At 76.7% G+C, this 15,718-nt stretch carries 15 protein-coding genes; 10 read left to right on the top strand and 5 right to left on the bottom strand.

Annotation, left to right across the window (positions count from 1 at the left end):
- Positions 1-1,125: 1,125 nt before the first annotated feature.
- Entirely contained in the window at positions 1,126-3,378 is a 2,253-nt protein-coding gene (gene treS / locus H7K62_RS05870) for a maltose alpha-D-glucosyltransferase (protein ID WP_370591639.1), read from the top strand.
- Positions 3,379-3,470: 92 nt separating this feature from the next.
- Here treS and aqpZ read toward each other — a convergent pair whose 3' ends face one another.
- Positions 3,471-4,250, bottom strand: coding sequence for an aquaporin Z (aqpZ, locus tag H7K62_RS05865; protein WP_186716953.1), 780 nt, complete (start codon positions 4,248-4,250; stop codon positions 3,471-3,473).
- A gap of 153 nt (positions 4,251-4,403) precedes the next feature.
- Positions 4,404-4,844 carry an Asp23/Gls24 family envelope stress response protein gene (locus H7K62_RS05860; RefSeq protein WP_186716952.1) on the bottom strand — a complete coding sequence of 147 codons (441 nt, stop codon included), beginning with the start codon at positions 4,842-4,844 and terminating at the stop codon, positions 4,404-4,406.
- 226 nt (positions 4,845-5,070) lie between these two features.
- Between H7K62_RS05860 and H7K62_RS05855 the strand changes: the two genes are divergently transcribed.
- Together H7K62_RS05855 and H7K62_RS05850 are read left to right on the top strand one after the other, a co-directional pair.
- Complete coding sequence (locus H7K62_RS05855; protein ID WP_370591638.1) at positions 5,071-5,793, top strand: TetR/AcrR family transcriptional regulator C-terminal domain-containing protein; 723 nt, start codon at positions 5,071-5,073, stop codon at positions 5,791-5,793.
- Between the two features lie 34 nt (positions 5,794-5,827).
- Positions 5,828-6,439: a hypothetical protein gene (locus H7K62_RS05850; protein WP_186716950.1), complete on the top strand. Its 612-nt coding sequence runs from the start codon at positions 5,828-5,830 to the stop codon at positions 6,437-6,439.
- On the opposite strand, the gene H7K62_RS05845 is transcribed toward H7K62_RS05850, so the two are convergent.
- Entirely contained in the window at positions 6,347-7,513 is a 1,167-nt protein-coding gene (locus H7K62_RS05845; RefSeq protein WP_186716949.1) for an FUSC family protein, read from the bottom strand. The genes H7K62_RS05850 and H7K62_RS05845 overlap by 93 nt on opposite strands.
- A gap of 58 nt (positions 7,514-7,571) precedes the next feature.
- Between H7K62_RS05845 and H7K62_RS05840 the strand changes: the two genes are divergently transcribed.
- From H7K62_RS05840 to H7K62_RS05830, 3 genes are all read left to right on the top strand, one after another.
- Entirely contained in the window at positions 7,572-8,219 is a 648-nt protein-coding gene (locus H7K62_RS05840; RefSeq protein ID WP_186716948.1) for a hypothetical protein, read from the top strand.
- 74 nt (positions 8,220-8,293) lie between these two features.
- Entirely contained in the window at positions 8,294-9,076 is a 783-nt protein-coding gene (locus tag H7K62_RS05835; RefSeq protein ID WP_222437127.1) for a YcnI family copper-binding membrane protein, read from the top strand.
- Between the two features lie 44 nt (positions 9,077-9,120).
- Entirely contained in the window at positions 9,121-9,717 is a 597-nt protein-coding gene (locus H7K62_RS05830; protein WP_186716947.1) for a copper resistance CopC family protein, read from the top strand.
- A 77-nt stretch (positions 9,718-9,794) separates the two neighbouring features.
- Here H7K62_RS05830 and H7K62_RS05825 read toward each other — a convergent pair whose 3' ends face one another.
- Positions 9,795-10,139 carry an ArsR/SmtB family transcription factor gene (locus tag H7K62_RS05825; protein WP_222437126.1) on the bottom strand — a complete coding sequence of 115 codons (345 nt, stop codon included), beginning with the start codon at positions 10,137-10,139 and terminating at the stop codon, positions 9,795-9,797.
- A 78-nt stretch (positions 10,140-10,217) separates the two neighbouring features.
- Here H7K62_RS05825 and H7K62_RS05820 point away from each other — a divergent pair, with 78 nt between their 5' ends.
- The 4 genes from H7K62_RS05820 to H7K62_RS05805 all read left to right on the top strand — a co-directional run bounded on the left by H7K62_RS05820 (position 10,218) and on the right by H7K62_RS05805 (position 15,432).
- Entirely contained in the window at positions 10,218-11,279 is a 1,062-nt protein-coding gene (locus tag H7K62_RS05820) for a HoxN/HupN/NixA family nickel/cobalt transporter (RefSeq protein WP_186716946.1), read from the top strand.
- Entirely contained in the window at positions 11,276-12,007 is a 732-nt protein-coding gene (locus H7K62_RS05815) for an HAD family hydrolase (protein WP_186716945.1), read from the top strand. Before H7K62_RS05820 ends, H7K62_RS05815 begins: the two co-directional genes overlap by 4 nt.
- A 140-nt stretch (positions 12,008-12,147) precedes the next feature.
- Positions 12,148-14,025, top strand: coding sequence for a hypothetical protein (locus H7K62_RS05810; protein WP_186716944.1), 1,878 nt, complete (start codon positions 12,148-12,150; stop codon positions 14,023-14,025).
- Between the two features lie 36 nt (positions 14,026-14,061).
- Positions 14,062-15,432, top strand: coding sequence for a M20/M25/M40 family metallo-hydrolase (locus H7K62_RS05805; RefSeq protein ID WP_186716943.1), 1,371 nt, complete (start codon positions 14,062-14,064; stop codon positions 15,430-15,432).
- A 13-nt stretch (positions 15,433-15,445) separates the two neighbouring features.
- On the opposite strand, the gene H7K62_RS05800 is transcribed toward H7K62_RS05805, so the two are convergent.
- Positions 15,446-15,682 carry a DUF5703 family protein gene (locus tag H7K62_RS05800; protein WP_186716942.1) on the bottom strand — a complete coding sequence of 79 codons (237 nt, stop codon included), beginning with the start codon at positions 15,680-15,682 and terminating at the stop codon, positions 15,446-15,448.
- Between the last annotated feature and the right edge of the window lie 36 nt (positions 15,683-15,718).

The following is a 15,718-nucleotide window of genomic DNA, read 5'->3' as shown; positions in this document are numbered from 1 at the left end:
GCGGTCCATCGACCCTCCTCCTCCTGCTGCTGCGAGCGGTCCGGTGCTGCCAGCCGGTCGGGCAGCCGGTCGGACTCCCCGGGGCCAGGAGGACGCTGCGGCAGCCGGGGGACCCGTGGGAGGCCCTGAGGTGATCGTCTGGTGAAGTCGTCGCAGCGGGGAGGTGTCCCTCGCGGGGGACGGCGGCGGATGCTGAAGAGCACCTCGTGATCACCTGCGCAGGGCCTCCCGGTCCGCTGCGAGACCACCGGGGGAGGGCCTGCGACCGCTCATCCCGACCCCGGGCGTCGGCGCCCTGCCGACCGGGCTCGGATCTCCGCGCGCCGCTGCCCCCGCGCATGGGTAGCGTGGTCAGCCGTGCTGACGGCGCCCTCCGACGACCAGGCCCTTCCCGACCCCGAGACGAGCTCCGACGCCACCCAGGTGGTCCCCACCGGGGTGGTGCTCCCCGACGGCGAGCCCCTGGCGGGCCCGTGGCGGCAGGTGCCGCTGTCCGGGCTCGTGGCGCTGCTGGAGCACTCGGCCGACGTGCCGGCCGACCGTCCGCGCGTGGTGGCCGTGGACGGGCGCGGTGGCAGCGGCAAGTCGGCGCTCGCGGACCGGCTGCTCGCCGCCGTGGAGGACGGGGTGCTCGTGCGCACCGACGACATCGCCTGGCACCACGGCTTCTTCGACTGGACCGACCTGCTCGTCGAGGGCGTGCTCCAGCCGGCCCGGGACGGGCAGGCGGTGAGCTTCCGCCCGCCGGCGTGGGCCGAGCACGGCCGAGAGGGCACCCTGGACGTGCCGGAGGGCACGCGGTGGCTGTTCCTCGAGGGCGTCGGCGCCGGTCGCCGCGAGCTCGCCGACCACGTCGACGTCGTCCTGTGGGTGCAGTCAGACCCGGCCGAGGCGGAGCGCCTCGGCATCGACAGGGACGTCGCCCTCGGCGTCAACGGCGAGCGCGAGGCCGCCACGCGGTTCTGGCACGAGTGGCAGGCCGAGGAGCTGCCCTTCATCGCCGAGCAGCGCCCGTGGGAGCGCGCCCGCATCGTCGTCGCCGGCGCCGGGCTGGCGGGGGTGCTGCGCGAGGAGGTCGTCGTCGCGCCGCGCCCGCTCGTCGTCCCCGCCGCCACCCCGACGGGCATCTCCGCCGTCGAGGAGGGCGGTGAGCCCAGCGACATCACCTACGACGAGCAGCGCTACCCGGCCCGTCCGCGCCGGCTGCGCCCGGCCGCCCAGCTGGAGGTGCGGCGCGGTCGGGCGACGCACCGCCGCACCGCGGACGGCACCAACCCGGCCTACGTGGCCTGGCTCGTGCAGCAGTCGATGCTGGCCGACGCCGAGGGCCTGAGCCGGCAGCTGTCCGGCACCCCCGCCATGTGGCGCAACCCCTACGCCCGCCCCGACGCGCGGCGCGCGGTCGCCACGGCGTCGGTGTGGTTCACCGCGTACCCGATCTCCCTCATCACCCGCCAGGGGGAGTCGTTCCTGGCCTCGGTGGCCGACGAGCGCCTGTGGAGCGCCTTCGAGGAGATCGGCATCGACGGCATCCACACCGGCCCGGTGAAGAAGGCCGGCGGCATCACCGGCTGGGAGGAGACCCCCAGCGTCGACGGGCACTTCGACAGGATCAGCACCCAGATCGACCCGCTCTTCGGCACCGAGGACGAGTTCCGCGGCGTGTGCGAGGTGGCCGACGCCCACGGCGGCTCCGTCATCGACGACATCGTCCCCGGCCACACGGGCAAGGGCGCCGACTTCCGCCTGGCGGAGATGGGCCACGGCGACTACCCCGGCATCTACCACATGGTGGAGATCCCCCGGGAGGACTGGCACCTGCTCCCCGACGTGCCGGCCGGCCGCGACGCGGTCAACCTCGACGCCATCACCGAGGCCCGCCTGGCCGACGCCGGCTACATCATCGGCGCGCTGCAGCGCGTGATCTTCTACGCGCCGGGCGTCAAGGAGACCAACTGGAGCGCCACCGCCGAGGTCACCGGGGTGGACGGCCAGGTGCGGCGCTGGGTGTACCTGCACTACTTCAAGCAGGGCCAGCCCTCCATCAACTGGCTCGACCCGACGTTCGCGGGCATGCGCCTGGTCATCGGCGACGCGCTGCACTCCCTGGCCGAGCTGGGCACCAGCGCGCTGCGCCTGGACGCCAACGGCTTCCTCGGGGTGGAGAAGTCCGGTGGCGGCGGCCCGGCGTGGTCGGAGGGCCACCCGCTGTCGGAGGCGGCCAACCACGTCATCGCCAGCACCGTGCGCAAGGTGGGCGGGTTCACCTTCCAGGAGCTGAACCTCGGCATCGAGGACATCCGCGACACCGGCCGCGTGGGCGCGGACCTGTCGTACGACTTCGTCAACCGCCCCGCCTACCAGCACGCCCTGGTCACCGGGGACACCGAGTTCCTGCGCCTGACGCTGCGCACCTCCCTGGAGGTGGGAGTAGACCCGGCGTCCCTGGTGCACGGCATGCAGAACCACGACGAGCTCACCTACGAGCTGGTCCACTGGGCCACCGCGCACACCAACGACGAGTACCTCTTCCGGGGCCGCCCCACCACCGGCGCCGAGCTGGCCGAGGCCGTGCGCGGCGACCTGCTGCGCGGCATCACCGGTGAGGCCGCGGACTACAACCACGTCTTCACCACCAACGGCATCGCGTGCACCACCGCCTCGGTGATCGCCGCGACCCGCGGGCACCGGACGCTGGAGGAGATCGGCGACGACGACGTCGAGATGATCCGGCGGGCGCACCTGCTGCTGGCCATGTTCAACGCCTGGCAGCCCGGGGTGTTCGCCCTGTCCGGGTGGGACCTCGTGGGGGCCCTGCCGGTGCCGATCCAGCAGGTGGCCGCCCTCACCGACACCGGCGACACCCGCTGGGTGGAGCGCGGCGCGCACGACCTGCTCGACGTCGACCCGCAGGCCACGCACTCGGCCAGTGGGATGCCGCGCGCCCGGGTGCTCTACGGCTCCCTGCCCGAGCAGCTGGCGGACGAGGCCTCCTTCGCCCGGCGCCTGCAGGGGCTCCTGGCGCTGCGCGCCCAGCACGGCATCGCCACCGCCACGCAGGTGGACGTCCCCGCCGTCGCCCACCCCGGCATGCTGGTCATGGTGCACCGCCTCGACGGTGGAGACCCGAACCGCTCGGCGCAGCTGCAGGTCACGGTGCTGAACTTCACCGGCGAGACCATCGAGGGCACGGTCCGCTCGCAGCACTTCACCCCGCGCATGGCGGTGCTCGACGCCCGCGACGAGGGTGAGATCGGCTGGGTGGACGACCTGCTGAGCTTCAGCGTGTGGCTGAGCCCCTACAGCGGCCTGTTCCTGCTCCTCAAGGACCCGGGCGCCCCGGAGGAGGACCTGCGCCGCTCCGGCACCCAGCGCTGAGGGCTGACGACGACGAGGGCCGGCCGCTTCTCAGCGGCCGGCCCTCGTCGTCGTCAGTGGTCGATCGGTGGCAGAGCGGTGGCCAGGGGCGGTCAGGCCCGCCCGGCGACCCGCTCGCGGTGGGCGGTCTGCTCCACGCGGACGTCACCGCGCTCCTCGCTGGTGGCCAGCAGGCCCTTGTGCACGAGCGCCGCGATGACGCCGCCCACCAGCGGGGCGACGATGAACAGCCACACCTGGCCGAGAGCCGCCGAGCCGGCGAACAGCGCCGGGGCGATGGAGCGGGCGGGGTTCACGGAGGTGTTGTCCACCGGGATCGAGATGAGGTGGATCACCACGAGGGTCAGGCCGATGGCCAGCGGGGCGAGCCCCGGGGCGCCCTTCGGGCCGGTGGTGCCCAGGACCACGAGCACGAACACCGCCGTCAGCACCACCTCGACGAGCAGCGCGGCGACCAGGCCGTAGCCCTCGGGGGAGCGGTCGGCGTAGCCGTTGGTGGCGAAGGCGCCGGTGGGGTCGAAGCCCGCGCGGCCGCTGGCGATCCCGTACAGCACGGCGGCACCGGCGACGGCTCCCACCAGCTGGGAGACCACGTAGACGGGCAGCTCGCGCCAGGGCAGGCGGCCCGCGACCGACAGGCCGAGGGAGATGGCGGGGTTGAAGTGGCCGCCGGAGATGTGGCCGAGCGCGTACGCGCCGGTGGTCACGGCCAGGCCGAAGGCCAGGGCGACGCCGAGCCACCCGATGGCCACCTGCGCGCCGGTGTCTCCGGGGGCGGCCGTGGTGGCCAGGACGGCTGCGCCGCAGCCGGCGAACACCAGCCAGAACGTCCCGAGGAACTCAGCGCCGATCTTCTGCACCGTCGAGCTCATGAAAGGTCCTCTCCTTGTCTGTGCCCCGCGTCCGAGCAGGACCGGGGGAGTGCCGTCATGGGAACGGCGCGGGCAGTGCCCGCGCCGTCAGCGGTCCTATCGTGGGCGACCTGTCGCCGTCCCGCGACCGGGGGCCGCGGCCCGGTGAGGGGCTCAGCGAGGGGGCTCGGCGACGTCGACCACCTCGACGTCCACCGCGGTGACCTCCAGGCCCACGAGGTCGTGCAGGGCCTGCGCGACGGCGGTGCGCACCTGCTCGGCCACGGCCGGGGCGCTGCGTCCCAGCTCGGTCACCACGGCCACCTCGACGGCCGCCTGCCGCTCGCCCACCTCGACCTCCACGCCGGCGCAGCCGCCGCGCGAGGAACCGGGGATGAGCTGGCCGAGCGCCGTGGCGGTGCGCCCCGTGGGGATGCCCAGGGCGTGGACGCCCGGCACCTCCCGGGCGGCCAGGCCGGCGAGCGTGGCGATGACGGCGTCCGTGGTGGTGGTGGCGCCCGCGGCCCGCACGCCGGGGGCACGGGTCGAGAGGCCGCTGGAGGCGCTCGCGGTGCCGTGGAGCGTCGAGGTGCTCGGGTCGGCGATCTCGGTCATGATCCTCCTCGTCACGGCGGTGGCCGGGGTGGCCACCGGGCGCCGTGAGCCGGAGCACCAGGCTTACACCGTAAAAGGCGACCCGCCACCCCAGAGGGCCTGCTCCGGACGGGCCCGACGACCTGCGCCCGGCGCCGGTGGGTGACAACCTCAGCGGGTGACCACCAGCGGGGGCCCGGACGGCAGCGGCCCGGACGGCAGCGCGAGCAGCAGCCGCGGTGCCGACGTGCCCGACGCTGACGAGCTGGCCGTGCAGGGCAAGGAGCCTCCCTCGGCCCGGGTGCCCCTGAGCCGCGAGCGCATCCTGGCGGCGGCCCTGGCGTTCATCGACGAGGAGGGCGTGGGGTCGCTGACCATGCGCCGGCTCGGGGCGCGCCTGGGCGTGGAGGCGATGTCGCTGTACCGCTACGTGCCGGGCCGCGAGGACCTGCTCGACGGTGTGGTCGACACCCTCGTCTCCGAGCTCGACCACGACGAGGACGTGCTGCGGACCCCCGCGCACGGCTGGCAGGACTTCCTGCAGCGCATGGCGCACGGCGTGCGCCGGATGGCCATCGCCCACCCCCGCGCGTTCCCGCTCATCGCCTCCACTCCGCCGGAGGCGCCCTGGCTGCGCCCGCCGCTGCGCTCGGTGCGCTGGGTGGAGACCTTCCTGTCCGGGCTGCTGTCCGAGGGCTTCGAGGACGAGCAGGCGGTGGCGGTCTACCGGGCCTTCACGAGCTTCCTGCTGGGCAACCTGCTCCTGGAGGTCTCCCAGCGCGGTGGCGCGGTGGGCCCGCTGGACCTCGTGGAGGAGGAGGTGCCTCCGCACGGCCTGCGAGGCGCCCCGACGGTGGAGCGCCTCAGCGAGCTGCTCGCCGACGACAGGTCGCTGCAGGAGTTCGAAGAGTCGTTGGAGAGCCTCATCGACAGGATCACCGTGCAGGTCGTGGGCGGCAGCGGGGCCTGAGCGACCCGCGGTCTTACGGTGTAAGAATCTGGCCGTGCTCGACAGTCCCACCGGTGGCCCGGCGCCCTCCGCAGGCTCCCCGCAGGACGACGACGAGCGCGACGAGGTGGCCGCCGCGGCCCCGCTGGACGCGGTCCGCGCCGTGGTGGGCGAGCTCGACCGCGCGTGCGACGGCCCGGACGGCGGCCCGGACGCGGGCGCGGACGGCGGCCCGGACGGCGGGGCGGCTCGCTGGGAGGCGCTCGTGGTGGCGCTGCAGCGCACCGCCGCGGAGGTGGCCCGTCGCGACGCCGTCGCGTGGCGGCTCGCCGCCGGCTCGGGGGTTCCCCTGGAGCACTGGCTGCGGGGGGCCTGGGCGGCGCGGCTGCGCTGCGCGCTCCTGGCCGACGGGTTCGGCCGCGCCGGAGCGGACCAGGCCCTCGGCGTCGTCGCCGTCCACCTGGCCCGCACCTGCCCCAGCACCGGGCCCGGCACCCAGCAGGGGAGCGGGGGACCTGCGGACGCAGCGGTGCTGCCCGCCTACCCGGTCCTGTCCCGGCTGAGGCAGCAGCTGTCAGCCGATGCGTCCGACGTCGGGGGTGCCTTGGACGCGGCGGAGCCTGCCACCGGGGCGCTGCTCGCCCGCGTCGCCGCGCTGCGCGGCTGAGCCCCTGCCCGCGCGCGGACGCGTCACGAGCACCACGGCCACGCCGACGGCCACGCCCAGCAGCGTCTCCGCACCGCGGTCGGCCAGCAGGCCGCCGACCGGTACGGGGTGCGCCAGCTGGCCCATCAGCAGCGCCAGCGGGGTGATGACGAGCATCGCCGCGCCGTAGTGGCGCACCACCAGGAGCTCGGCGAGCACCTGCAGGAGCACGGCGGTGGCTGCGGTGGCCAGCGCGCCCAGCGGCAGCGCCAGGAGCACCGCCGCCACCCCCAGCCCGAGCACCGTGCCGAGCGCGCGGTGGGTGGCGCGGACCAGCTGCGAGGACAGGGTGGGCGCCGCCAGCGGCGCCACCGCGGCGACCGCGGCCCAGTACGGGTGCTGGCTGGTGGTGGCCACGCCGAGCGCTCCCGCCACGGCCACCGCCGCGGCGCAGCGGAGCACCTGCACCCGCGTCCGGCGCGCCGGCACCCCCGGGGCGGCCGGTGCCACCGGGGTCGCGCGGGGTGCCGTCCGCACGTGTCGCGGCAGGCGGCGGACCAGCGGCCCGGACGCCGCTGTCAGCGCCAGCGCGACCACCGCCGCGGCCACCGCGGTCGCGACGGCCTCCACGGCCGCCGTCGCACCGCTGACCGGCACCGCGGAGCACGCGCCCACCGCGAAGACCGCGAAGAGGGGACCGGGCGGGCGCCAGCCCTGCCGGTCGGACAGGTGGGCCGCCAGCGCCGCCCACCCGGCCGCGGCCGCCACGCCCAGCCAGGCGCCGGCCCCGCTCAGCGAGACCAGCACCCCCGTCGCCACGGCCGAGACGAGGACGACGGCCAGGCGCGCCTGCACCCGGGGGTCGGCGGACCCGTCGGGACGGCGCCCGTACACAGCCGTGAACGCGCCGAAGGTCGCGTACAGCGCGAGGTCCGCCCGCTGCATTACCACGAGCGCACCCAGCGGCACGGCCACCGTGAGCCCCGCCCGCAGGGCGGCGGGGAGCGTCGCCGACTGCGGGGTGTGCCGGACCAGCGCCCGCACCGCCGCTCCCGACCTCGCCGTCGGTCCGGCCCTCGACCCCGCTTCCGACACGCCCCCATCCTCACCGCCGCTGCGACCGTGCGGTGCGCCCCCTCGGTACCGTGGGCGCGTGACCACCCCGGACCGCGGCGCGCTGCGCGCTGCCCGGTCCCTGGTGCTGGCGCTGTTCGTGGTGGGGCTGTCGGCCGTCGGCCACGCCGCCGCCGGCGGCCACCTGCCCGGTCCCGCCGGTGGTGCCGCGCTGGTCGCGGGGGTGGTGGCGTGCTGCTGGCTCGCCACCCGCTGGCAGCTGCCGGCGGGTGCCGCCGTGCCGCTGCTGGCCGGCAGCCAGGTGGTGCTGCACGCCGCCCTCGAGGCCCTCGCCCCGACCGCCGACCACGCCACCGGGCTGGTCGCCGCTTCTACCGCCGTGCCCGCCGTCCCCGGCGGGGCCGCGGCCCTGGGCGAGCACGCCGGCCACGTCTCCGCGGCCCCGGCCCTGTGGCTCGGCGGCCCCTCCACCGCCGACGCCACCATGCTCCTCGCGCACGTCGCGGTGGCCACCGCCCTGGCGCTGGTCTACAGCCGCGGCGAGGACGCCGTCTGGGCGCTGTGCGCCTGGCTGGCGCCGCTGGCGGCCGTCGTCGTCGCCCTCGCCGCTCTGCCGGTGGCGCCGCGGCTGCGCCCGCTGCCGGCAGCTGCCGAGGCCGTCCCCGGCGACCGCGTGGTCCTGCGCGCCGTGCGGCGGCGCGGACCCCCGGTGCTCGCCGCCGGCTGACCCCGCCCGGGGTGCGGCCGGCCTCGCGCCACCCACCCCCGCCGGACCCCGGCCGCACACCCAGGAGCACCACCGTGCCTTCGCTGTCCCCGTCGTCTCCGTCCACCCCGTCGTCGTCCCCGTCGTCGCGCAGCGCCCGCGCGCTGCGCGCGGGAGCCACCACCGCGCTCGCGGCGGGCCTCCTGCTCGTCCCCGTGGCCGCGGCCTCGGCCCACGTGCACGTCACCCCCGACAGCACCGCGGCGGGCGGCTACGCCCTGCTGGAGGTGCGCGTGCCGAACGAGTCCTCCAGCGCCAGCACCACGCAGGTGCAGATGTCGCTGCCCACCGACCACCCCTTCACCTACGCCGCCGTGCAGCCCGTGCCGGGGTGGACCGCCCAGGTCGCCGAGGCCCCGCTGCCCGCCCCCGTGGTGGTGGACGGCACCACGCTCACCAAGGCGCCCCGCACCATCACGTGGACCGCGCAGGCCGGTGGCGGCATCGCCCCGGGCCAGTTCCAGCAGTTCCCGGTCTCCGTCGGCGCCCTGCCGGCTGCCGGCACCACCGTGCAGCTGCCCACCACGCAGACCTACTCCGACGGCACCGTGGTGGCCTGGGACCAGCCCGTCCCCAGCAGCGGCGTCGAGCCGGAGAACCCCGCCCCGGTCTTCACCACGACGGCCGCCTCCACCGGCCACCAGCACGACGACGCCGGCGCTTCCGCGGCCGCCACCGCCTCCGGCAGCGGCGGTGCGACCGCGGCGGGGGCCTCCACCGGGGCCGGCACCTGGCTGGGCGCCACCGGCGCCGTGCTCGGCGCCGCCGCCCTCGTCGTCTCCCTCGTGCGCCGCCGGCCCGCGACGGCGACCTCGTGACCACGCCTGTGACTGGGCGTGTGACCCGGCGTGCGCCCTGGCCTGTGACCGGTGCCCGCCGGAGGCGGGGCCTCGCGCTGCTCGCCGGGGCGCTGCTCGTGCTGCTGCCCGCCCTGCCGGCGCAGGCGCACGACCGGCTCTCCACGACAGCGCCCGCCGACGGAGCGACCGTGGCCGCCGCGCCGACCTCGGTGGTGCTGACCTTCGAGGAGCCGGCCGTCGCGCTCGGCTCGAAGGTGCTGGTCACCGGGCCGGGCGGCGCGGTCGTCTCCACCGGGGACCCGCAGTTCGTCGACGACACCGTCACCCAGCAGCTCACCGGTGACCTCCCCGCGGGCACCTACCGCGTGGAGTGGCGCGTCACCTCCGACGACGGGCACCCCGTCTCGGGGACCTTCACCTACACCGCGTCCGGCCCAGCGGCGGCGACGGCGACCAGCCCGTCGACCAGCCCGCCCGCCAACCCGTCGACCAGCCCGTCCACGAGCGACGCTCCCGCGCCGACGTCCACCCCGGTGGACTCCTCGGCGGTGTCGGCGTCGTCGTCGGGGACGCCGGGGTGGCTCGTCGTCGTCGGTGCCGTGGTGGTGCTGGCGCTCCTGGCCGCCGTCGCCGCCGCGGTGCTCCGCCGGCGCCGCTGACCCCGGCACCCCGTCCGTGATCATGGGCGGTCCGTCACCTGGGGGTGGCGGACCGCCCATGATCACGCCGAGGGCGGTCAGTGCTCGGGGTGGAGGGGGGAGTGGGCGGCGCCGAGCTGGTGCAGCAGCTCGTGCGCGGTGTCGTCGGCGAGGTGCCAGCGGCTGAGCCGGCCGTCGCGCACGCGGTCCACCAGTCCGCAGGCGCGCAGGGCCGCCAGCGCCTGCGTGGCCGTGTTCGGGGTGAGCCCCGCCGCGGCGGCCAGCACCTTCACGGGGGCGCCGGGGGCGGCGTGGATGGCCACCAGCAGCTCCAGGCGCGTCGGGTCCGACAGCGCCGCGAACCGCGCGAGCGCGCGCTCCAGGCGCGGGCGGGCCGCGGTGACGGCGTCGCGCGCCACCGCCTCCAGCGGGTCAGCACCCACCAGCGCCTCCTCACCGCGACCACGTCGTGTGTGTGCCCGCACACCCGTGGCGGACGTCCAGCGCCTAGCATCCCGCCCATGGGCACCGCCACGGCCACGGGGAGGCACCCGCTGCTCACCAGCAGCGGCCGGGCGGCGCTGCCGTTCCGCCGGCGGGTGGGCGCGGCCTTCGCCGTCGTCGCGGTCCTGCACCTGGTGGGGCTGGGCCTGCTCTCGCTCGGGGTGCTCGCCGGGGGCGCGGGCGCCGTCACGGTGGGGCTCGCGGCGGTGGCCTACCTGCGGGGGCTGGTGCACTCCTTCGACTTCGACCACATCTCGATGATCGACAACAGCACCCGCAAGTTCGTCTCCGAGGGGCGCAGCCCGGCGTCGGTGGGCCTGGCGTTCTCCCTGGGCCATTCCACGGTGGTGGTGCTCACCGGGGTGCTCGTCATCGCCGGCGCCGGGTTCGTGCGCACCGCGCTGGACGAGTCCTCCGGGGCCGCGCGCGTGCTGGGCGTCATCGGCGTCAGCGTCTCCGGGCTCTACCTCGTGCTCGTCGCCGTCGCCAACCTCGCCACGTTCTGCCGGGCCTGGTCGCTGCGCCGCGCGCTGCGGCGCGACCCCGACCTGCACGTCCCACCCCACGCCCTCACCCCGCGCGGCCCGGCCGCGGTGGTGATGACCGCGCCGCTGCGCCGCGTCCGCCACCCCTGGCACGTGTACGTGGTGGGGTTCCTCTTCTCGCTGGGGTTCGACACCTCCAGCCAGATCGGGGTGCTCGTGCTCACCGCCGGCGCTGCGCTGGCGGGCGCCCCGCTGGTGGCGCTGCTCTGCCTGCCCGTGCTCTTCACCGCGGCCATGACGCTGGGCGACACCGCCAACGGCCTCATGATGCTGCGGATGTACACCGCGGCCCAGGAGGACCCGGCCCGGAAGATCACCTACAACCTCGTCATCACCGGTGTCGGCGTCCTGTCCGGGCTGCTCGTGGGGGCGCTGGCCGCCGCGTCCCTGCTCAGCGAGCAGCTCGGCGTGCGCGGCGGGCTGGTGGGCCTGCTCACCTCGCTCGACACCGAGCACGCCGGGTACGTGCTCGCCGGGTTCTTCGCGGTCGTGTTCGCGGCCTCGCGGCTGGTCTGGAAGCGTGCCCGGGCGTGACCCCGCCCAGCCCCTCACCCCTCGACCTGCCCTACGACGCCGTCCTCTTCGACTGCGACGGCGTCCTCGTCGACTCCGAGCCCATCACCAACGCGGTGCTGCGCACCATGCTCGCCGAGCTCGGGTGGTCCCTGTCCGAGCAGGAGGGGATGCGCCGCTTCGTGGGGGTGGCCGTGGCCGACCAGGCCGACCTCATCGAGGAGCGCACCGGCGTGCGCATCACGCAGGCGTGGCTGGAGGAGTTCCGCCGCCGCCGCAGCGAGCAGCTGGCGGTGCGCGTGCAGGCGGTGGAGGGCGCGGCCGCCGCCGTGGCGGCCGTCGCCGCCGCGTACGGCCAGCGCCTGGCCTGCGCCTCCGGTGCCGACCGCGCCAAGGTGCAGATGCAGCTGGACGTCACCGGGCTCGCGCCGCACTTCGCGGACCGGGTGTTCAGCGGCCTGGAGCTGCCCCGCAGCAAGCCCGCGCCCGACGTCTACCTGCAGGCCGCCGCGGCGCTCGGTGCGGACCCCCGCCGCTGCGCCGTGGTGGAGGACTCCCCGGCGGGGGTCCGCGCCGGGGTGGCCGCCGGCGCCCTGGTCCTCGGCTACTGCTCCGGGGGGCCCGCCAGCAGCACCCCCGAGGCGCTCGTGGCCGTGGGCGCCGCCACCACCTTCAGGTCCATGCACGAGCTGCCCGCGCTGCTCGGCGCCGCCCGCGCGGTGGCGGCGGACGGGACCTGCGCGCGCTGAGGCGTCGCCGCCGGCGGCCAGCGGAGCGCGGCACATGATGCGGCACGGGGGGCGCCGCGCCGGGGCGACGCGCCGGACGGGGGACGTCGAGTTCTGCCAGATGGCGGACACAGCGTCCCCTCTGCCGCAGACTGGTGGCCGTGGCGGGGCAGACCAACGAGGGCGGTGAGCGCCGGCGCGCGCTGGACGCCGAGCGCACCGGTTCCGGACGCCGGGTCCCCGGCCACGCGGCACCGGTCCCGGAGGGCTTCGGCGCGCCGGACCCCTTCACCACCCCCGCTGACGGCACCCGGGCGGTCTGGCCCGCGGCCGCGCCCGAGGGCCGCACCGAGCACCGCACGCCCAGCGCCGCCGCCCCGCCGCTGACCACCCCGCCGCTGGGCACCCCGCTGCCGAGCCGTCGCGACCGCGCCGCGCTGCGCCGCCCCACCGCCCTCGACGAGGCCGCGGTCCAGGCGTCGGCGCAGGCCTCGGAGTCCGCCGCCTGGCGCACCTCGCCCGCCCTGGAGGACCCGCGCACGGCCAGCGCCATCGCCCGCCCCTCACCGCTGACGCACGCCCTGGCCCGCACCCTCACCGAGCACCTCGACTCGCTGACGCCGCCCGCCGGCCTCTCCACGGCCACCACCTCCGGCTCCGCCGACTCCGCGTCCGCGGCGCCGGCGGTGTACGTGCCCCGCCGCCGGCCCGCCCCCGCCGTGTCCGGGCCCCTGCCCGTGGTCGGGACGACGACGCCCGCCGAGCCCCGCCGCGAGCCGCCCTGGACCACCGAGCCCGTCGTGAGCCGTCGCGCCCAGCGCCCGGCCAGCGCCTCGCCCGTCGAGCCGCCCAGCTTCCCGGCGTTCCCCGCGGGCGAGCGCGAGCTGCCCCCGCCGCCGCCCGCCGCAGAGGTCGAGGCCGCGGTGCGCGCCCGCGCAGCGCGCCTGTCCACCGCGCCGGTCCCGCCGCCCATGCCCGACCGCGTCAGCGCCGAGCCCACCGGCCGCACCTCCTACCTGGTGCCCGGGCTGCCTGGGCTGCCTGGGCTGTCTGGGTCGCCTGATCAGCTGACGACCGGTCTGCCCGCCGCGGCCGCTCCCCGCCCGCAGCCGGTCTCCGGCCCCGCCGCCGCCCTGACCGCCGCCGACCTCGCGGTGCTGCGCTCCGCCACGAGCGCCGCCCCCGCCGTCCCCGGCGCAGCCGCCCCCGTGGCCCCCGCGGACAGCACCTCGGCGGTCGCGCCGGCCGAGCCGCGCCACGGCCGCACGACCGGCCGGACCGCCGCCCGCACCACCGGCCGCGCCACGGGCCGCCCGGAGAGCTCGGCCCGTCCGAGCGGCCGTCCGAGCGGTCGTCCGAGCGGCCGTGCTGACGGCGGCCGTCGCTGGCACCAGCGCCGCGCGCTGGGCATGCCGGTCGGCATCCTCGCCGCAGCGGTGGCGCTGGCCGCAGCCGTCGTCGTCGGGACCATGCCCGGCGCGCCCGGGCACGAGGAGATCACCGCTGCGCTGGCCTCGGCCAGCGGGGGCCAGCCCGGGGCGGCGACGCCGGCCGCGGCCACGCCCATCGCCGCCCGCCCCACCGGCTCCACCGCGGAGTCCGCCCCGGCGAAGGCCGCCGGCGGCGCCGCGGTGGCGGACCAGGCCGCCGCGGCGGCGCAGAAGACCGGCGCCTCCCCGGCCGCGTCGCAGCCCGCGGCCCCGGCCTCCTCGGCGCCGGCGGCCAGCGCCCGCACCACGCCCCTGGGCGACGTCACCTACGAGGGCTTCGGCACCGCGAAGGACACCTACGTCGAGATGGGCACCAAGGACTCCCGGGACGTCCGCAAGGACCTCGGCTCCACCTTCACCAAGACCATGACCGGCTCGAAGGACTGGCCCGGCTGGTACGTGGCCGTGTCGAACTTCGACCGCGCCACCGGCGGCACCGTCGGCTGCCGCATCAAGGACTCCGACGGCACGGTGCTGGCGGAGGAGACCTCCACCAACGCCGGTGAGCCGGCCACCTGCATCGTCGGGGCCCCGGCCGGCATCAACTGAGAGGCTGCTGACCTGCGGCCTGCGTACGGTGGGGCGATGAGCTCCACCCCGGACCCGCAGGACGAGGTCGTCAGCATCTGCCGCGACCTGCTGCGCATCGACACCACCAACCCCGGAGACGGGTCCGGCCCGGGCGAGCGCGCCGCCGCGGAGCTCGTGGCGGGCCTGCTGGCCGAGGTGGGCCTGGAGCCGCAGCTCTTCGAGAGCGAGCCGGGCCGGGCCAGCGTCGTCGTGAGGGTCGAGGGGGACCCGGCGGGCACCGCGGAGCGCGGGGCCCTGCTGCTGCACGGGCACCTCGACGTCGTCCCCGCCCGCGCGGACGACTGGAGCGTCCACCCGTTCTCCGGGGAGGTCACCACCGAGACCACCGCCGACCCGGAGTCCCCCGAGCAGGAGTTCCTGTGGGGCCGCGGCGCGGTGGACATGAAGGACATGGACGCGATGCTGCTGGCGGTGGTGCGCGACCTCGTGCGCCGCGGCGAGCGGCCCCCGCGCGACCTCGTGCTGGCGTTCATGGCCGACGAGGAGGCCGGGGGCGTGCAGGGCGCGCACTGGCTGGTCGACCACCACCCGGGCCTGTTCGAGGGCGTCACCGCCGCGGTGAGCGAGGTCGGCGGGTTCTCCACCACCATCGGCGGCGGCTCCGGGGCCGGCAGCGGCCAGCGCGCCTACCTGCTGCAGACGGCCGAGAAGGGCATCGCGTGGCTGCGGCTCGTCGCGCACGGTCGCGCCGGCCACGGCAGCCAGGTCAACACCGACAACGCCGTGACCCGCCTGTGCGAGGCGGTGGCCCGCATCGGCGCCCACCCGTGGCCCGTGGAGGTCACCCCCACCGTGCGGGCCTTCCTGGACGGCGTCACCGACATCACCGGCGTCGAGTTCGACCCGGCCGACCCCAGCGCCCTGCTGGACCAGCTCGGCACGACGGCGCGCTGGGTCGGCGCGACGCTGCGCGACACCGCCAACCCGACGCTGCTGGAGGCCGGGTACAAGCACAACGTCATCCCCGGCACCGCGACCGCCCTGCTCGACTGCCGCTTCCTGCCCGGCCACGAGGAGCGCCTCGTGCAGACCGTCAGGGAGCTCGCGGGGGAGTTCGTCGAGGTGCAGGACGTCCACCGCGACGTCGCCCTGGAGACCCCGTTCGACGTCCCCCTGGTCGACCGCATGGTCGAGGCGCTGCTCGCCGAGGACCCGGGCGCCCGCGTGCTGCCGTACTGCCTGTCGGGGGGCACGGACAACAAGTCCTTCAGCCAGCTGGGCATCCCTGGCTACGGCTTCGCGCCGCTGCGCCTGCCCGTCGGCCTCGACTTCGCGGGCCTGTTCCACGGCGTCGACGAGCGCGTGCCGCTGGACGCGCTGCGCTTCGGCACGCGCGTGCTGCAGCGCTTCGTGGCCAGCGCCTGAGCCGCACCCCGCGTCAGCTGGGGCGGGGCACCCTGACGATGCGCCGCCTCAGCTGCACCTGGCGCCGCCCGCCCAGGTAGAGGCGCACCCGCGCGAGCTCCCAGTGGCCGTGCTCGGCGGCCTCGGTGATGAGCCGGCGGGCCTCGCTGCGCGAGGTCTCGCGGGGCATGGTGATCGTGCGGTACTCGTACTCGACGTCGGACCGGCCGGGGCGACGGCCGCTGCTGCGGGGCGAGGGGATCTGCTCCATCGCCGTCCATGATGCCCACCCGCTACCGTTCGGGCC

Source organism: Quadrisphaera sp. RL12-1S (assembly GCF_014270065.1).
In the GTDB taxonomy this organism is placed as follows: Bacteria; Actinomycetota; Actinomycetes; order Actinomycetales; family Quadrisphaeraceae; genus Quadrisphaera.
The sequence above is the reverse complement of the archived record's forward strand: the minus strand, read 5'-3'. Positions and strand labels throughout refer to the sequence as shown.